The organism is Pseudoalteromonas luteoviolacea NCIMB 1942 (assembly GCF_001625595.1).
Lineage (GTDB): Bacteria > Pseudomonadota > Gammaproteobacteria > Enterobacterales > Alteromonadaceae > Pseudoalteromonas > Pseudoalteromonas luteoviolacea_A.
On sequence record NZ_AUXT01000195.1, the window covers coordinates 18,651 to 36,127 of the forward strand.

The window sequence follows — 17,477 nt, forward strand, 5'->3', positions numbered from 1 at the left end:
CCCATGCAATCACCTACGCAATTAACGCTTTTGCTTGCCACCAATACTCATATCCAAGATCCCTGCCAACACGTTACCCTCGCGGCCAAGTTTTGTATGATAAACCTGACGATAAGCCATCACATTTTTCACATAGTCACGCGTTTCTCTATAAGGAATTAGCTCTATCCATAGCTCCGCAGGTATCTCTTCACGAGGTACCCAACGTTTAACACGGTGGTACCCTGCATTATAAGAGGCGGTCGCTATAATCTCATTGCCACTCGCTTTACGCTTTAGATACTCTAGATAATCGGTACCCAAACGGATATTCATTGCAGGTTTCATCAACTGCTGTTTTGAGACCCGCTTTTTCGCCACATATCTTGCCGTGCTGGGCAAAAGCTGCATTAACCCGTATGCATCTGCCGTCGACCTCGCGTCTGGCGCAAAACTACTCTCGCGCCTTGCAACGGCATAACTCCACGCCAAATCCACTCTATTTCGTTCACTATAGCGTTCAAATAACGTATCAAATGCCATTGGAAAGCGAAGATCTACATAATTCCATGCTTTGATCTGAGCAAGTGTATAAATGGTGCTGTCGTACCAATCTAATTCTGCAGCGAGTAAAGAAGCTGCTAGTTTTTCTTCTGTACTGGAGGTATTCGTTAAATAATTCCACTCTCTCCTTGCTTGGGTAAAACGCTGCAATTCATACAGAGCCTTGGCCCGTTTAAAACCCGGAGCTTGCGAGACGGTTTGCAAAGTTTCACCAGCAATGTCCAGCTCTTTGGCATTCATTGCGGGCGGTAAGTCCAATCTTGCCGCAGCTAAAAAACCATAGTAATCTCGTTTCATGGCCAGTGACTGCCAAAGCTCTGTGGCTTTTACATTATCATCACGCTTGAAGTAACTGTACCCCAACCAGTACGTCTGGCCGTTGCTAAGGTTTTGCATACCAGTAAACAGCGCCGCAATCCCTTCCCAATCTTGCTCTTTAAGCATATTGCTCATGAGCCATTGACGCAGCTTTACATCTTGCTTTTCTACCGGGACTTTGTTCAACCAAAAGCGGGCTTGAACATGTCCTTTAGAAGCCAAGGCTAAAGCAAAACGATACGCCACATTGTCTTTTTGCGCTTGAGTAAAATCAAACATCCCTTGCAATTTATCCCATGCACGTAATGCCAATTTGGGGTCTCGCCAAATTAGTCTACGTACACCATAAACAGCAATTTCGCTTTCTTTTACAGTGCGCTTTTTATAGCGATACAAACCTGCAGAAGCACTTGGATCTCGACGAACTGCAACATATAGGTCCGCTAAGTAAGCTTCATTTTTAGGTAACAGGGTTTTAAGATATTTAATCAGCGAAGTTTGTCCATCCTGTGCCGCTTTGGTGATGCGTTGCCAAATCAACGCTTGCGAACGATAACCCGCTTTTTCCCATACTGAAAACAATTTATCACAAGCTTTAGGCTGAGACTTACCCACCACCCATAAGGGCTCAACTTGGTCTAAAATGGCTTTTTTCGGGGCGCCCAAATCCAGCTGAAATTGCAGATAGGTACATTTCAACTCGGCATTATTTGTTGCTTGATAATGCTCTATAAACAGCGCTTTTTTACCACGACGTTTGAGGTAATTTAACCAGCTTTTTCGCACAGGCCAATCAAGTGGCGTGTGATCATACACAGATAAAAACTGGGTAATGTCATCTTGATACTTTAACTTTGGATGACGTTTATAAAATGTCATTTCCACATAAGGTTTGAGCGGGTGATCTAAAGAGTTCAAAGACTGCTTAAATTTGGCATGATTACCAGACCAAGCAACACGCTCAGCATTGAGAAAATCTTGATGTGCCTTTTGCGCATATGAGTTGACACTCACAATGGAAAAACAGGCGCAAATACTACTGGCAACAAGACCAGAGAACCATAATTTCATAACGACCTATACTTTACATAAATGCGTTGTATATCAATGCACTGAGAAAAATAAAACCAACTAGAATAAAATACTAACTCAGGCACTTTCCTTAACTTTTTCGCGCAGTGCGCGTCAGGTATATCAGTTTCATATACCACCTCATAAAAGTTATGCATGATTAAAGGTTTAAATAAACTGAATGCGCTAACCATAAGACACCTTAGTCCAATCCATGCACTTAGCCACCTTATCATCCCGATTCTTGGTTTTCAGTAAATCTGCGGTAAATTTTTCATTGCAATTTTCATTTAAAGGGGCCACACTGGATGAAATGACAACTCATCGTACCAGTGTCACGGAGAACCAGTATGTTAATCAAACGCGAGTCCTTTGTTGTTGAATTTTGCAAAGGCAATATCGCTGAGTTTAAGTTTTGTACGCCAGGCTCGGTCAACAAGCTATCTCAGCAAACTCTACAAGACTGTGCTCAAGCACTAGCCGAATTAAGCGCACGTGATGATGTAAAAGGCCTTATTTTTACCAGTGATAAAGAGCACTTTATTGTTGGTGCGGATATCTTTGAATTTTTACCTACCTTCAATAGACCAGAACAAGAACTTGTAGGTTGGATCAAAGATGCGACTGACGTCTTTGATGCAATTGAAGACTTACCATTTCCAACACTTTCTGCAATCAATGGCCTAGCGCTTGGCGGTGGATGTGAGTGGGTACTCGCTACCGATTACCGTATTGCTACACCAAATGCAAAAATTGGTTTACCTGAAGTTAAGCTTGGGATTATGCCTGGTTTTGGCGGTACCGTGCGATTGCCTCGCGTTATAGGCGCAGATAATGCCATGACGTGGATAACCACTGGTAAAGAAAACCGTGCACCTGACGCCTTTAAAGTCGGTGCAGTCGATGCCATTGTGGAAGCAGGTAAACTGCGTGATGCGGCTATAAAAACACTAGAACAAGCTATTGATGGCAAGTTAGATTGGCAAGCTAAAAGACAAATCAAGCTTAGCCCACTGAAAATGAACCGTGTTGAGCAAGGTATGAGTTTTGCGATGGCCGAAGGTATGGTCATGGCCAAAACTAAAGGCCATTACCCTGCTCCTGTTATGGCCGTTAAAACTATCAAAGCTGCTGCTAATCATACGCGTGCAGAAGCAATGGCGATTGAAAATGCCAACTTTGCTAAATTAGCAAAAACCGCAGAAGCCGCGGCACAAACTGGTATTTTCTTGGCAGATCAGTTCATCAAAGGTGTTGCTAAAAAGCAGGCTAAACTAAATCAAACTGAAATTAAGCAAGCCGCTGTGCTCGGCGCAGGTATTATGGGTGGCGGTATAGCTTACCAATCTGCCTACAAAGGCACACCAATTGTCATGAAAGACATTAATCAAGCGGCCCTTGATTTAGGTATGAACGAAGCTGCAACTATCTTAGGAAAGAAAGTTAAGCGCGGACATATGGCAACCGACAAAATGGTAGCCACCTTGGGTAAAATTAAACCAACGCTCAATGACCGCGACTTAGAGAATTCTGACATTATTGTGGAAGCTGTTGTTGAGAACCCTCAAGTTAAAAAGTCTGTGTTAGCTGAGCTTGAAAAGCAAATGCCAACAGGCACTGTCTTGACATCAAATACTTCTACAATCCGTATCGATGAACTAGCCTCTGCACTAAGCAACCCAGAGCACTTCTGTGGCATGCACTTTTTTAACCCAGTGCCTAAAATGCCATTGGTTGAAATTATTCGCGGTGAAAAAACCTCTGATGAGACCGTTGCAGCAGTGGTCGACTATGCGCTGAAACTAGGTAAGTCACCAATTGTTGTAAATGACTGTCCAGGGTTCTTTGTAAACCGTGTGCTTTTCCCTTATTTTGCTGGATTTAGCAAACTCGTTGTTGAAGGTGCTGACTTTGCGCAAATAGATAAAGTCATGGAAAATGTTTTTGGTTGGCCAATGGGCCCCGCATACCTGCTGGATGTTGTGGGCATTGATACGGCCAACCATTGTACCGGCGTAATGGCCGATGGCTTCCCAACTCGTATGGCTCGCCAAGAGAAGGACCCAGTTGCGCTGCTTGCAAACGCAGAGCGCTTTGGTCAGAAAAATCAAAAAGGCTTCTATCAGTACGCCCCAGATCGTAAGGGCCGTTTGAAAAAATCAAAAGATGCCGAGTCAGTTGAGCTGCTGAGCCAAATCTGTGATGACAATAAGCAATTCGACAAGCAAACGATTATCGAACGCTGTATGGTTCCGATGGTTAACGAAGTGCTGCTTTGCCTACAAGAAGGTATTGTTGCTTCTCCACAAGAAGCCGACATGGCGCTTATCTACGGCATCGGCTTCCCACCATTTAGAGGGGGAGCATTCCGCTACCTAGACCAAATAGGGTTAAGCGAATTTGTTGCTATAGCAGATAAGTATGCCGACCTAGGCGAAATCTATCAGGTGTCAGAACAAACTCGCACTTGGGCAGCTGATAGCAAAGTATTCTATCAAGTGGAGGGCCAGTAACATGGAACAAGCGGTTATTGTAGATTGTATTCGTACTCCGATGGGTCGCTCCAAAGGAGGTGTATTTAAGCACCGTCGTGCAGAGGACTTAAGTGCCCATCTGATGAAAGGTATTCTTGAGCGAAACCCTCAAGTTGTACCTGAATCAATTGATGATATCTATTGGGGTTGTGTGCAACAAACATTAGAGCAAGGTTTTAATGTTGCACGTAACGCTGCTCTATTAGCAGGTATTCCTCACTCAGTGCCAGCAGTTACTGTAAACCGTCTGTGTGGTTCGTCGATGCAAGCGCTTCATGACGCTGCACGCGCAATTATGACAGGCGCTGGTGACACTTACTTAATTGGTGGTGTAGAACATATGGGTCATGTACCAATGACACATGGTGTGGATTTTCACCCTGGGTTGTCTACCTCAGTTGCACAAGCAGCTGGCGTGATGGGCTTAACCGCAGAATATTTAGCAAGCATGCACAGTATAGGGCGAGAGCAGCAAGATGCGTTTGCTGTCCGTTCACATCAACGAGCCCACGCAGCAAGTGTTGAGGGTCGTTTTGCCAAAGAAATACTGCCAACAGAGGGCCACGATGAACATGGAATTCCTGTTCTTGTTGAGCAAGATGAGGTTATCAGGCCTGAAACAAGCCTCGAAGGGCTAAGCCAGCTTCGCCCAGTATTTAACCCTGCGAGCGGCACAGTGACAGCCGGTACATCATCGGCATTGTCTGATGGTGCGTCAGCCATGTTAGTCATGAGTGAAAGCAAAGCGAATGAACTTGGCTTGCCGATTCGTGCTCGCATAAAGTCAATGGCTGTTGCGGGTTGCGATCCTTCAATCATGGGTTACGGACCTGTTCCAGCAACTCAAAAAGCACTAAAACACGCAGGTATCAGTGTGGAAGATTTGGACGTCGTAGAGCTGAATGAAGCGTTTGCAGCCCAGTCATTACCAGTAATGAAAGACTTAGGATTGCTGGATGTTGCTGATGAAAAGGTGAATTTAAATGGTGGAGCGATTGCGTTAGGCCACCCACTGGGCTGTTCAGGTTCTCGTATTAGTACTTCTCTTATCCATATTATGGAAGAGAAAAGTGCAAAGTATGGTCTTGCCACTATGTGTATCGGCTTAGGCCAAGGTATTGCGACCGTATTCGAGCGCGTTGAATAACGCCTATTTGTTGTCATAGCCAAATTCAACTTGGTGACCAAGGCAAAGTTACTTTCAGTACTTTGCCTTTTCTTTTTAAGACTTTTTTACTTACATTATTTCCCTGTCATTTATATCAGAGCCACTTTTCATCTATAGGCTTGGCACGTTAGAATAGCACCTTTAAATTTTCTTAAGAGTGGCATTATGAGCTTTGATAATACCGACCATACATTGGATGCAATTGGGTTACGCTGTCCGGAGCCCGTTATGATGATCCGAGGAATGGTACGTAAAATGAATAATGGAGAGACATTGTTAATATTGGCAGATGATCCTTCTACTGCCCGAGATATTCCAAGTTTCTGCGAGTTTATGGACCACACATTGGTAGCAAAAGAAACGGACAATGTGCCGTATCGTTACTTACTGAAAAAAGGAAAGTAAGAGGACAGCGCAATGAACAGTAATTCTGCTGCCCTTCCTATTTCAAATCCTACGACTAGTCTCTTTGCACTACAACAGTCGGGTTTGAGCTGTCTCGATAGTCGAGTGTAATGGAGTACCAACCTTTTTTATCTGGTGCAAAGCTCAAATAATTGTAGACCGTATTGCAATCTACAGGAAGTGGCTGACCAAGCTGGACCATGCCTTGGAAACGGTAACCACAATTATACCCTTCACTCCACTTTTCATCTGCAATCTTAAATTCATATACTTTTCCGGGACTCATAAAACGAGCGCGAACTAGATAACGACCATCTCCCTTAGGCTGCAAGCGATAAATGTCTTCGGCATCCCACAAACTGAAATCACCACGCAAATACATGGCTCTCTCAAATAATTTTGCATTGCGCTGGATAGACATTGGCCCTTCAGGTGTGATGTTTGGAGATGCACACCCAGTGATACCTAATACCAGCAATAATGATATAGCAGTATTCTTTTGCATTTCTCTAACCGATCATAAAAATAAAAAAGCCAGCAATCATTGCTGGCTCAAATCAACGTGCTGCGCTTAGTTTTGTAACACTGAAATATCGGCAGTGTTCAAGAACAGACGACTTAACTGGCTTAGCAGTGCAAGACGGTTTTGTTTAACAGCTTCATCGTCTGCCATAACCATGACGTTATCAAAGAATGTGTCAACAACTTCGCGAAGGCTTGCCAAGCGTGTTAGAGCTTGCTGATAATCACCCTGTTCATATACTGGCGCAAGCTCGTCAGTTAATGCAGCAACCTGCTCAGCTAATTGTTTCTCAGCAGCTTCTACAAGTAACTCAGATGATACCGCAGCATCGCTGGTTACGTTATTCTTGGCTAGAATATTGTTCACACGCTTGTTGGCCGCAGCCAACGCTTCAGCTTCTTCCAACGTACGGAAGTGGCTTACCGCTTTAACACGACGGTCGAAATCAACAGGCTGAGTTGGGCGACGAACTAATACTGCTTGAATTACATCAACACTGATACCTTCGTCCTGATACCAAGCACGGAAACGGCCTAACATAAACTCAAACACGTCTTGGGCGACGTTGTCGTTTGTCAGCTTATCACCAAATAGCGATTGCGCTTTAGCAACGATATCTAAGATATCCAACGGTAGTGCTTTTTCTACCATGATGCGAAGTGCACCTATCGCAGCACGACGCAGTGCAAACGGGTCTTTGTCACCTTTTGGTATTTGACCGATACCGAAGATACCAACCAACGTGTCGAACTTATCTGCCAGCGCAACAGCAAAGCTAATTGTATTTGATGGTAAGTCATCGCCAGCAAAACGTGGCATATACTGTTCATTTTGTGCCAGTGCAACTTCTTCTGCTTCACCATCGATACGGGCATAGTGCATACCCATTACGCCCTGAACATCTGTGAACTCCATGACCATTTCAGTCATTAAGTCGGTTTTACTGAGTAAACCTGCGCGCTCAGCCAAGCCTTTATCTACACCCAATTGTTCAGCGATGTAACCAGCCAGTGCAGCGATACGTTCTGACTTGTCTTTTAGTGTACCTAATTGCTTCTGGAATAAAACTGAGCCTAAAGACTCTAGGCGGCTTTCCAGAGTTTTCTTTTTATCAGTTTCAAAGAAAAACTGTGCATCGGCAAGACGAGGACGAACCACTTTTTCGTTACCCGAGATAACGACACTTGGATCTTTGCTCTCAATATTTGATACGAACAAGAATTTATTGATCAGTTCCCCATCATTATTCAACAGTGGGAAATACTTCTGATCATCTTTCATGGTGTAGATAAGTGCTTCAGCTGGTACAGATAAGAATGCTTCGTCAAAAGAAGCTGTCAACGTCACAGGCCATTCGACAAGAGACGTTACTTCTTCAAGTAAGTCTTCATCCATTGCGACTTGTGCGCCAAGCTTCTCAGCTTCCGCTTCGATTTGAGCACGGATCTGAGCTTTACGCGCATCATAATCAGCAATGACATATGCTTGCTTTAACGTATCGAAGATTTCATCAGCGTGAGCAAGTGTTGTACGAGCTGGGTGGTGGAAACGATGACCTTGCAACTCATTGCTGATTTGCTTGCCGAGTACTTCACCATTAATTATTTCGCTACCAAGTAGTGCCGCAACCGTGTGAACAGGACGAATAAACTGCGTCTTATTCACGCCCCAACGCATTGGCTTAGGAATAGGTAACTTTGCAAGCGCCTTGGCAATTACATCCGCAAGTAACGTACTTGCTTGCTGACCTTCAACAGTCGCTTTGTGCAATAGCCAAGCGCCCTTTTCCGTTTCAAGCTTATCAGCTTCACTCACATCGATACCACAACCACGTGCCCAACCTTGAGCCGCTTTGGTTGGATTACCCTCAGCGTCAAATGCGGCTTTAATTGCCGGACCGCGCTTCTCTACGACTTTGTCTTGCTGTTGCGTTTCTAGCGCAGCTACCTTTACACCTAATCGACGTGGCGACGCATACCATTTGATACCTTGATGGCCAAGTTCCAGGGCTTCTAATTCAGTAGCCATGTTATCTGCAAATGCTTGAGCTAGTTTGCGCAATGCTTTTGGTGGTAGTTCTTCAGTACCAATTTCTACTAGTAAATTTTCAGTTGTCATGATCAGTCCTTACAAAGCGGGAAACCAAGAGCTTCACGTGCTTCAAAATATGCTTGAGCACATGCTTTAGACAGCGCGCGTACACGAAGTATGTAACGCTGACGCTCTGTAACAGAGATTGCATGACGTGCATCTAATAGGTTGAACGCATGCGATGCTTTCATTACTTGCTCATAAGCAGGTAGAGATAGACCCGCTTCAATTAGCTTTTGGCTTTCTTTTTCACATTGGTCGAATTGCGCAAATAGCGCATCAACATCTGCGTGCTCAAAATTGTAAGTAGACTGTTCGATTTCATTTTGCATGAATACGTCACCATAAGTGACACTACCCATAGGACCATCAGTCCAAACGAGATCATAAATGCTATCTACACCTTGTATATACATGGCAAGACGCTCTAAACCATAAGTGATTTCACCAGTTACAGGTGAGCATTCGATACCACCAACTTGTTGGAAGTAAGTAAACTGAGTTACTTCCATACCATTTAGCCAGACTTCCCAACCAAGACCCCAAGCACCAAGTGTTGGTGATTCCCAGTTATCCTCTACAAAGCGTACTTCGTGAGTTAATGTATCAATACCCAATGCTTCCAATGAACCTAAATAAAGCTCCTGAATGTTGTCAGGAGATGGCTTCAACACAACTTGAAATTGATAGTAGTGTTGTAGTCGATTCGGGTTCTCACCATAACGACCATCCGTAGGACGGCGGCAAGGTTGAACATACGCGCTCGACATTGGCTCTGGGCCAATAGATTTCAAGAAGGTCATCGGGTGGAATGTGCCCGCACCAACTTCCATATCCAGTGGTTGCGCAATTACACAGCCTTGCTGTGCCCAATAGTCCTGTAAAGCCAGGATCAACCCTTGGAAGGTTTTGATATCATATTTTTGCATAGTTGGCTTTTATATTTATTTGGTACATGGGACTCAAATCAGAATTTACATCTCGCTGACTTGAGTTTTTATGATTGAAAATTATGCTCAGTATACCGTGTGCAGTGCATAGAATTAAGCATTTATAAGAAAAAAAGGAGGGTTTCCCCTCCTTTTTTATCATGCTTTACATCAGCTGTGGTTACACGTCGAGGTTAACCACTCTCAGTGCGTTTTGCTCGATAAAGTCACGACGAGGCTCAACTTGGTCGCCCATTAGAGTCGCAAACAATTGATCTGCAGCAATTGCATCTTCAATTGTCACACGTAGCATACGACGTGCATCTGGGTCCATCGTTGTTTCCCAAAGTTGGCCTGGGTTCATCTCACCTAGACCCTTATAACGTTGTGTATACAAGCCACGCTTTGATTCATTGATTAACCAATCAAGACCTTCAACAAAGCTGCTAATCGGTTGCGTCTTTTCTCCACGCTGGATGTAACCGCCGTCTTCTACAATATGCGCAATTTGCTTTCCAGTGTTAGCAATACGCGCATAATCTTTAGAAGTAATAAAGTCATAGTTCAAGGTGTGTGCTTTATCTACGCCATGTTGACGAATGTTCACAATAGGGTAGTACATGTGACGCTCATCATCATAGCTAACTGATGCCGAGAATATTGTCGCATCGTCGTCATGTTTAATAAGATCTGCTACAAGTGCATCACTCCATGCTGTCACTTTCGATTCATCATTCAAATCAGCTTCAGCTAATTCTGGTTGGTAAACCAAACGATTCATGATCGCAGCTGGATATTTACGTTGTAGTCGACCAATTACGTCTACCGTTTTTTGGTAATCATGTACTAAATTCTCTAGGCGATTACCTTCTATTGCCGTTGCACCTTCGCTTGAATATAGAGATGCACCGTCTAGTGCAAGCGTTGTTAGGTATTCTGTAAGTGCATGGTCATCTTTAATATATCGCTCGTTCTTACCTTTTTTCACTTTGTATAGTGGCGGTTGTGCAATATAAACGTACCCGCGCTCGATGATCTCAGGCATTTGACGGTAGAAGAACGTCAATAACAATGTTCGGATGTGTGAGCCATCAACGTCCGCATCGGTCATAATAATAATGCTGTGGTAACGTAGCTTTTCTGGATCATATTCATCACGACCTATACCACAACCTAGTGCAGTAATTAGCGTCGCCACCTCTTGTGAAGATAACATCTTATCAAAACGTGCTTTTTCTACGTTTAGAATTTTACCCTTCAACGGCAGAATAGCTTGGTTTTTACGGTTACGGCCTTGCTTAGCAGAACCACCCGCCGAGTCTCCCTCCACGATATATAGTTCTGATAACCCAGGGTCTTTTTCTTGGCAATCAGCTAACTTACCTGGTAAACCAGCTAAGTCCATTACACCTTTACGACGAGTCATTTCTCTTGCTTTACGTGCCGCTTCTCGCGCACGCGCTGCATCAACAATTTTATTTACGACTGTTTTCGCGTCTTGCGGATTTTCAAGTAGGTATTCGTTAAGCTTTTCAGCCATAGCTTGCTCAACGGCACCTTTTACTTCACTTGATACTAGTTTGTCTTTTGTCTGAGAAGAGAACTTAGGATCCGGCACTTTAACACTGACTACAGCAGTGAGACCTTCACGGGCATCGTCACCCGTTGCACTGGTCTTATTCTTTTTATTGAACCCTTCTTTTTCCATGTAGGTGTTCAAAGTTCTTGTTAAAGCAGCTCGAAAACCAGCTAGGTGTGTACCGCCATCTCGCTGAGGAATGTTGTTTGTAAAGCAGTAAATGTTTTCTTGGAAACCATCATTCCACTGCATCGAAACTTCTACGCAAGTACCGTCATCACGTTCACTTGTAAAATGGAAAACACTTTGATGTACTGGTGTTTTTTTACGGTTTAAGTATGCGACAAATGCTTGTATACCACCTTCATATTTGAAGTGGTCATGCTTATTTTCTTCACGTTCATCGGTAAGAATAATACTTACACCGGAGTTCAAAAAGGACAGCTCGCGAAGACGTTTCGCTAAAATATCATAATGGAAATTAATATCAGAGAACGTTTCAGGACTTGGCCAGAATCTTAGCTCTGTACCAGTAGTCTCAGCTTCACCAATTACCGCAAGAGGAGCATCAGGCACGCCCATCGTGTACTTTTGTTGATGCACTTGGCCATCACGGCGGATAGTTAATTGTAGTTTTTCAGAAAGTGCATTAACAACAGACACGCCTACACCGTGTAAGCCGCCCGATACTTTATATGAATTATCATCGAATTTACCACCAGCATGTAGTACCGTCATAATAACTTCTGCTGCTGATACCCCTTCTTCAGGGTGAATTGAAGTAGGTACACCTCGACCGTTATCTCTTACTGATACGGAACCATCAGTATGAATCGTAACGAAAATATCATCACAGTATCCAGCTAAGGCTTCATCAATTGAGTTATCAACAACTTCGAAGACCATGTGATGTAATCCAGTTCCATCATCAGTGTCGCCGATATACATTCCTGGACGCTTTCTTACAGCATCCAATCCCTTCAGTACTTTAATACTGGATGAATCATAATTATCAGACATGGTTAATTCCAATTAATTTGTTATTAAACGACCATGTTCCACGTGGAACATCTCGATATCTTTTTCAAGTAGTTCCACAACAGGCGTTAAACTTTCTGAGCTGATTGCAGAAACAAACAACTGAGAATTACAGTTCGCAAGTAGCTTCGCAACACTTCCCAGAGTTTCAGAGCTCAGCTCAGATGGTAAATCATCGATTAGCAATATTGATTGTTTATCAGTTTCTTGTTCAATCAGATTATTCTGCGTAATTTTAAGCGCATACAAAAGCAGCTTTAATTGCCCTCTAGACATAATCTCTTCAACATTGTGCCCATGGACCTTAAAACTAAAATCAGCTTTATGGGGGCCTTTGCTTGTATACCCAAGTTTAAGGTCTCGATCTAATTGCGATTGAAGCACCTCACTTAGTTCCCCTTTCCAGCCCGCATCATAGCGAGTTTCTAGGCCATCAAATACAGAGCTAATCCCCCCTATCTTATCAAAAAAATAGCCTTCAAACCTACTTATATAAGCTTTTCGGTAGATATTTATTTGTTCAGCAAGGTCAATAAATTGCTTATCCCAAAACTTTATCTGTTCAATGAAGTTAGCGGGTCTACTCCTAATGAGTGCATTTCTCTGCTTTAGAACTTTATTAAAGTTTTTCCAGACTTCATAAAACAAATGTTCCACGTGGAACACGCCAAGATCGAGAAACTTTCTTCGTTCTTTTGGACCTCCAAAAAACAGCTCATAACTTTCAGGCGTTATGACTTGAACTGGCAATATTTGTGCAAGCTCTGCGATTTTCCGGCTAGCTTGACCTTGAATCCTTAACTGCGTTTCACCGTTTTGGCTTTTGCTAATTCCGATTGGTATAGACAAGTTATGTAGCTGTTTCTTTCCATGTACAACACATTTATCCTGCTCATTACGAATCATCATTTTATATTTGTTAGTACGAAATGAGCGCCCATTGGACAAAAAGTAAATGGCCTCTAGTAAGCTCGTCTTGCCACTGCCATTTTGGCCTAAAATTAAATTGAGATCTTTGGAGGGAGAAAAAGAGAGTGCCTCAATGTTTCTAAAATCATTGAGGCTGATATGTGTCAAACTCATGTAGAGCGCTACTATTACTTATAAACGCATTGGCATTACTACATACATTGCGTCTTCTTCACCTGCACCTTCAATAAGTGCACTGCTATTTGAATCCGCCAACGTAAACTGAACATCGTCAGTTTTCAATGTATTGAGTACATCCAATAAGTAAGAAACGTTGAACCCAACCTCAAGGTCATCACCTTGGTAATTTACTTCAACGGTTTCTTCTGCTTGTTCTTGTTCTGGATTATTAGCGCTAATCTTCAATACACCATTACTGAGATTTAAGCGCACACCTCTGAATTTTTCGTTAGATAAAATAGAAACTCGTTGAAAGGCACTTCTTATCCACTCTCTATTCGCTGTCACAATCTTGTCACCACCACGAGGTAGTACACGTCGATAATCAGGAAAACGCCCATCGACTAGCTTACTAGTGAAGATAACTTCCTGATCAATAACGCGGAAATGATTTGCGCCAAATTGTATAGCCAACTCTTCATCATCCGCTGGAAGCAATCTCATAATCTCCAATACCCCTTTTCTAGGGATAATCAGTTGACGCTGCGCGCCTAAAGATTGCTCGATTTGCTTTTGCGCAATCGCTAGCCTGTGGCCATCTGTCGCCACAGTTTTAATTTCATTACCATCAACTTCAAATGACATACCATTCAAGTAATAACGTACATCTTGGTTAGCCATTGAGAAATGCGTCGCTTCAAGTAATTTCCGAAGTTCCATTCGCGTTAATTTGAACTCAACCTCTCCTTGCCACTCTTCCAAATTAGGAAAGTCTTCCGCAGCAAGTGTTGTTAGAGAAAAACGGCTCTTACCACTTGTGAGCAGTACTTGATGCTCTTGTGTAGACAAGTTAATTTCTGAACTATCCGGCAGACTTTTACAGATATCTAGTAGCTTTTTAGCGGGTAAAGTCAACTTTGCATCCGCAGTGTCATTTTGCAAAATGACAGATGCAACTAACTCAATTTCCAAATCAGTGCCCGTCATGGCTAACACGCCATTTTTAACTTCTAGCAACACATTAGACAAAATAGGTAGTGTGTGTTTACGCTCAATCGCACCTGACACTTGCATTAACGGCTTTAAAAACTGTTCTCTTACTATCGTTATTTGCATCACTTAACCCTTAAGATGACAATGTTCTGATCAAGTTTTGATAATCTTCTTTTACTTCGTGACTTTCTTCACGAAGCTCTTTCACTTTACGACATGCATGCAATACCGTGGTGTGGTCTCGACCACCAAACGCATCACCAATTTCAGGTAAACTGTGATTGGTTAATTCTTTCGATAATGCCATAGCAACTTGTCTTGGACGCGCTACCGATCGGCTGCGGCGCTTCGACAATAAATCCGACACACGAATACGATAATATTCCGCGACTGTGCGCTGGATATTATCGATAGTGACTAACTTGTCTTGCAAAGCCAATAAGTCTCGCAGCGCTTCTTTGACAAACTCAATAGAAATTGGACGGCCTGTAAAATTCGCATTGGCAATAACACGGTTTAACGCCCCTTCAAGCTCTCGCACATTCGATCGCAGTTTCTTAGCAATAAAGAAAGCCACTTCATGAGGTAAGTTAATGTTACTTTGCTGCGCCTTTTTCATCAAAATGGCAACTCGCGTTTCCAATTCAGGCGGTTCAATTGCAATAGTTAAGCCCCAGCCAAACCTAGATTTCAGCCTATCTTCAACACCCTCAATTTCTTTCGGATATCTATCTGACGTTAAAATGATTTGCTGATTACCTTCAAGTAACGCGTTAAACGTATGGAAAAACTCTTCTTGCGAACGCTCTTTATTAGCAAAGAATTGAATGTCGTCGATCATTAATGCATCTACACTTCGATAGTAACGTTTAAAATCTTCGATGGCGTTATTTTGAAGTGCTTTAACCATATCTTGAACAAAACGTTCAGAATGCATATATACAATTTTGGCATCCGGCTTTTTATTGATGATGCCATTACCAACTGCATGTAATAAGTGTGTTTTACCTAGGCCTGTACCACCATAAATAAATACAGGGTTAAAAGCAGAACCTGGGTTATCGGCGACTTGTGTTGCAGCAGCTTTTGCGAGTTGGTTTGATTTACCCTCGACAAAGTTATCAAAGGTGTAATTCTCTTTGATATTTGATTTCACGCTCGATTTCGGAGCCGGTTCAACTTTCGCTTCGCTGACAGGTGATTGTGTCGTGCTTCTGCTTGCAACTTGAGGTGATTGCGCTGGCGCTTGTCCCGCGTGTGTTTCAACTGAAACTTGCGGCTGCGTTTGCACCATAGGCTTACTGCCTACGTCAAAACGCAATTCAGGTGCTTCATCACCACAAATTTCGATCAGTAATTCGTTAATTCGATTTAAGTACTTCTCTCGAACCCAATCTAACACAAAGCGATTTGGTGCATAGATGGTTAAAGTATCTTCGGTACTTTCTGCTTGTAGTGGCCTAACCCACATATTGAACTGCTGCGATGGCAGCTCATCTTGCAAAACATATAAACAACTTTGCCAAACCGACAGATACACATTGCACTCCGAAATAGTTATTATTCCCGCACATCAATAATGTTGGTTACTTATTATTATTTACAAAGTAACCAACAGAGTTATTCACAGATAACTCAAAGATCAACGGAAAAGTTTGTATATTATCAATTATTCACAGGTGGAAGCCGGGTATTATGAAGCGTTCTTATCCACAACATCAATATTGACTTTTATAAAAAATAAGATCCCAACCATCAAAAAAAGCAAACCTTTGTTTTAAAAGGATTTTTAATTTCACTTATTTACAAAGATCTTATCAAAAAAAGACTAAGATCTCACCAAAAAATTGAGATCAATTTTAGTTTTCCAGAGGATGTCGCCAATTTTCACCCAAGCACTGTGGAAAACTTCACAAAGATCAACACACTTGATCCACAACCCCAGATCTCGATCTTTATAACAAGATCAAATGCCACGATCCGCTCAATTTAGCCTACTCTATATATAGCAATTCAATAATCGTAATTAACCGTGTAAGCGTCCCTCTTCCATATAGTAAACACCGTTTTTTACCTATTTAGACTATAAAATGAGCTTGTCGGCACAAATATGATTGACTTTCATGCGCGTCGGCTTTAATATCTCGCGCTCGAAATGGCACCTGTGCCAGGATCGCGACCTGCATAGGATGTTTTAACTTTAACCGATCGGATGGATTAGTTATGAAAAGAACTTTTCAACCAAGCGTACTTAAACGCAAGCGTACTCACGGTTTCCGTGCTCGCATGGCTACTAAAAATGGCCGTAAAGTATTAGCACGTCGTCGTGCTAAAGGCCGTAAAGAACTATCTGCTTAATATAAGTGGAAGGTTTTGGCTTCAGCAGGGAGTTACGTCTGTTAACTCCCTCGCATTACTCCCGAATATTTCAAGAGCCTGCTCGCGCAGCAACCCCTGTATTCACTCTTCTAGCAAAACCTAATGATGTAGGTCACCCTCGACTTGGTCTTACTGTCGCTAAAAAGCGCTGTAAACTTGCATGCCAACGAAATCGCATTAAAAGACTTGCACGAGAAAGCTTTCGTCTAAATCGCCATAAGTTGGACAATATTGATATTGTCTTGATGGTTAAAACTGGCGTAGATGAACAAAGTAATGAAGAGCTGACAAAGCAACTAAATAAACTTTGGCGTAAAGTCAATGAACGTTGTAAACCAGGAGCCCCTAAACCTAAGCCTCACAAGAAACGCCCAACGCGTAGCAATAAAGCAAAAAAATAACACCACATTTTTGTGTTAACAAACCACCAGTCATGGCTATTTCACGCTAATTCATGTAAGGTTAGCTCACCTTTTAATCACTCTATTATCGAGTCTATCTCGCAGCTATGAAACACGCCTTGAAGACAAAGAGTGAGAGTAAACGACTAGTGGATTATCCGCTTTTGGCAATACGTAATTTATTGATAGCACTCATTCGTGGTTATCAAAAATTTATCAGTCCCTTGCTTGGACCTCATTGCCGATTCAATCCAACGTGCTCTAGTTACGCAATTCAGGCAATTAATTTACACGGAATTGCAAAAGGGAGTTGGTTAGCGGTTAAACGCATATTAAAATGTCACCCTTTAAGCGCAGGTGGGGATGACCCCGTCCCTGAGAAATCGAATCAAGTTAAACAACACGAGAAATAAGAG

General features: G+C 42.6%; 14 protein-coding genes. 6 read left to right on the forward strand and 8 right to left on the reverse strand.

Annotated features, from left to right (window positions below; genetic code table 11):
• Positions 1-21: 21 nt before the first annotated feature.
• Positions 22-1,932 carry a transglycosylase SLT domain-containing protein gene (locus N482_RS18680; RefSeq protein WP_063378492.1) on the reverse strand — a complete coding sequence of 637 codons (1,911 nt, stop codon included), beginning with the start codon at positions 1,930-1,932 and terminating at the stop codon, positions 22-24.
• 350 nt (positions 1,933-2,282) lie between these two features.
• Between N482_RS18680 and fadB the strand changes: the two genes are divergently transcribed.
• The 3 genes from fadB to tusA all read left to right on the forward strand — a co-directional run bounded on the left by fadB (position 2,283) and on the right by tusA (position 6,039).
• Positions 2,283-4,445 carry a fatty acid oxidation complex subunit alpha FadB gene (gene fadB / locus N482_RS18690; RefSeq protein ID WP_063378494.1) on the forward strand — a complete coding sequence of 721 codons (2,163 nt, stop codon included), beginning with the start codon at positions 2,283-2,285 and terminating at the stop codon, positions 4,443-4,445.
• A 1-nt stretch (position 4,446) separates the two neighbouring features.
• Entirely contained in the window at positions 4,447-5,613 is a 1,167-nt protein-coding gene (fadA, locus tag N482_RS18695; RefSeq protein WP_063378495.1) for an acetyl-CoA C-acyltransferase FadA, read from the forward strand.
• Positions 5,614-5,799: 186 nt separating this feature from the next.
• On the forward strand, positions 5,800-6,039 hold the full coding sequence (gene tusA, locus N482_RS18700) for a sulfurtransferase TusA (RefSeq protein ID WP_063378496.1): 240 nt from the start codon (positions 5,800-5,802) through the stop codon (positions 6,037-6,039).
• Between the two features lie 55 nt (positions 6,040-6,094).
• Here tusA and N482_RS18705 read toward each other — a convergent pair whose 3' ends face one another.
• The 7 genes from N482_RS18705 to dnaA all read right to left on the reverse strand — a co-directional run bounded on the left by N482_RS18705 (position 6,095) and on the right by dnaA (position 15,821).
• Entirely contained in the window at positions 6,095-6,544 is a 450-nt protein-coding gene (locus tag N482_RS18705; RefSeq protein ID WP_063378497.1) for a hypothetical protein, read from the reverse strand.
• A gap of 66 nt (positions 6,545-6,610) precedes the next feature.
• Positions 6,611-8,680, reverse strand: coding sequence for a glycine--tRNA ligase subunit beta (gene glyS / locus N482_RS18710; protein WP_063378498.1), 2,070 nt, complete (start codon positions 8,678-8,680; stop codon positions 6,611-6,613).
• Positions 8,681-8,682: 2 nt separating this feature from the next.
• Positions 8,683-9,582 carry a glycine--tRNA ligase subunit alpha gene (glyQ, locus tag N482_RS18715; protein ID WP_063378499.1) on the reverse strand — a complete coding sequence of 300 codons (900 nt, stop codon included), beginning with the start codon at positions 9,580-9,582 and terminating at the stop codon, positions 8,683-8,685.
• A 181-nt stretch (positions 9,583-9,763) separates the two neighbouring features.
• Positions 9,764-12,181 (reverse strand): DNA topoisomerase (ATP-hydrolyzing) subunit B, encoded by a 2,418-nt coding sequence (gene gyrB, locus N482_RS18720; RefSeq protein WP_063378500.1) that lies wholly within the window; start codon positions 12,179-12,181, stop codon positions 9,764-9,766.
• Between the two features lie 12 nt (positions 12,182-12,193).
• Entirely contained in the window at positions 12,194-13,282 is a 1,089-nt protein-coding gene (gene recF, locus N482_RS18725) for a DNA replication/repair protein RecF (RefSeq protein WP_063378501.1), read from the reverse strand.
• A gap of 18 nt (positions 13,283-13,300) precedes the next feature.
• A complete protein-coding gene (dnaN, locus tag N482_RS18730; RefSeq protein ID WP_063378502.1) occupies positions 13,301-14,404 on the reverse strand; it encodes a DNA polymerase III subunit beta in 1,104 nt (367 codons plus the stop codon).
• Positions 14,405-14,414: 10 nt separating this feature from the next.
• Positions 14,415-15,821: a chromosomal replication initiator protein DnaA gene (dnaA, locus tag N482_RS18735; protein ID WP_063378503.1), complete on the reverse strand. Its 1,407-nt coding sequence runs from the start codon at positions 15,819-15,821 to the stop codon at positions 14,415-14,417.
• A 683-nt stretch (positions 15,822-16,504) separates the two neighbouring features.
• On the opposite strand from dnaA, the gene rpmH reads away from it, so the two are divergent.
• The 3 genes from rpmH (at position 16,505) to yidD (ending at position 17,474) form a co-directional block, all read left to right on the forward strand.
• Positions 16,505-16,639, forward strand: a complete 135-nt coding sequence (gene rpmH, locus N482_RS18740) for a 50S ribosomal protein L34 (protein WP_005492430.1) — start codon at positions 16,505-16,507, stop codon at positions 16,637-16,639.
• Between the two features lie 5 nt (positions 16,640-16,644).
• Positions 16,645-17,061 carry a ribonuclease P protein component gene (rnpA, locus tag N482_RS18745; protein WP_063378504.1) on the forward strand — a complete coding sequence of 139 codons (417 nt, stop codon included), beginning with the start codon at positions 16,645-16,647 and terminating at the stop codon, positions 17,059-17,061.
• A gap of 149 nt (positions 17,062-17,210) precedes the next feature.
• Positions 17,211-17,474: a membrane protein insertion efficiency factor YidD gene (gene yidD / locus N482_RS24490; RefSeq protein WP_419555047.1), complete on the forward strand. Its 264-nt coding sequence runs from the start codon at positions 17,211-17,213 to the stop codon at positions 17,472-17,474.
• Positions 17,475-17,477 lie beyond the last annotated feature (3 nt).

Bases quoted from the DNA above. Each gene is read 5' to 3' on its own strand.
- rpmH (WP_005492430.1), top strand. From the start codon at position 16,505: ATGAAAAGAACTTTTCAACCAAGCGTACTTAAACGCAAGCGTACTCAC.
- tusA (WP_063378496.1), top strand. From the start codon at position 5,800: ATGAGCTTTGATAATACCGACCATACATTGGATGCAATTGGGTTACGC.
- glyQ (WP_063378499.1), bottom strand. From the start codon at position 9,582: ATGCAAAAATATGATATCAAAACCTTCCAAGGGTTGATCCTGGCTTTA.
- gyrB (WP_063378500.1), bottom strand. From the start codon at position 12,181: ATGTCTGATAATTATGATTCATCCAGTATTAAAGTACTGAAGGGATTG.
- recF (WP_063378501.1), bottom strand. From the start codon at position 13,282: ATGAGTTTGACACATATCAGCCTCAATGATTTTAGAAACATTGAGGCA.
- dnaN (WP_063378502.1), bottom strand. From the start codon at position 14,404: ATGCAAATAACGATAGTAAGAGAACAGTTTTTAAAGCCGTTAATGCAA.
- fadA (WP_063378495.1), top strand. From the start codon at position 4,447: ATGGAACAAGCGGTTATTGTAGATTGTATTCGTACTCCGATGGGTCGC.
- glyS (WP_063378498.1), bottom strand. From the start codon at position 8,680: ATGACAACTGAAAATTTACTAGTAGAAATTGGTACTGAAGAACTACCA.
- N482_RS18705 (WP_063378497.1), bottom strand. From the start codon at position 6,544: ATGCAAAAGAATACTGCTATATCATTATTGCTGGTATTAGGTATCACT.
- N482_RS18680 (WP_063378492.1), bottom strand. From the start codon at position 1,932: ATGAAATTATGGTTCTCTGGTCTTGTTGCCAGTAGTATTTGCGCCTGT.
- fadB (WP_063378494.1), top strand. From the start codon at position 2,283: ATGTTAATCAAACGCGAGTCCTTTGTTGTTGAATTTTGCAAAGGCAAT.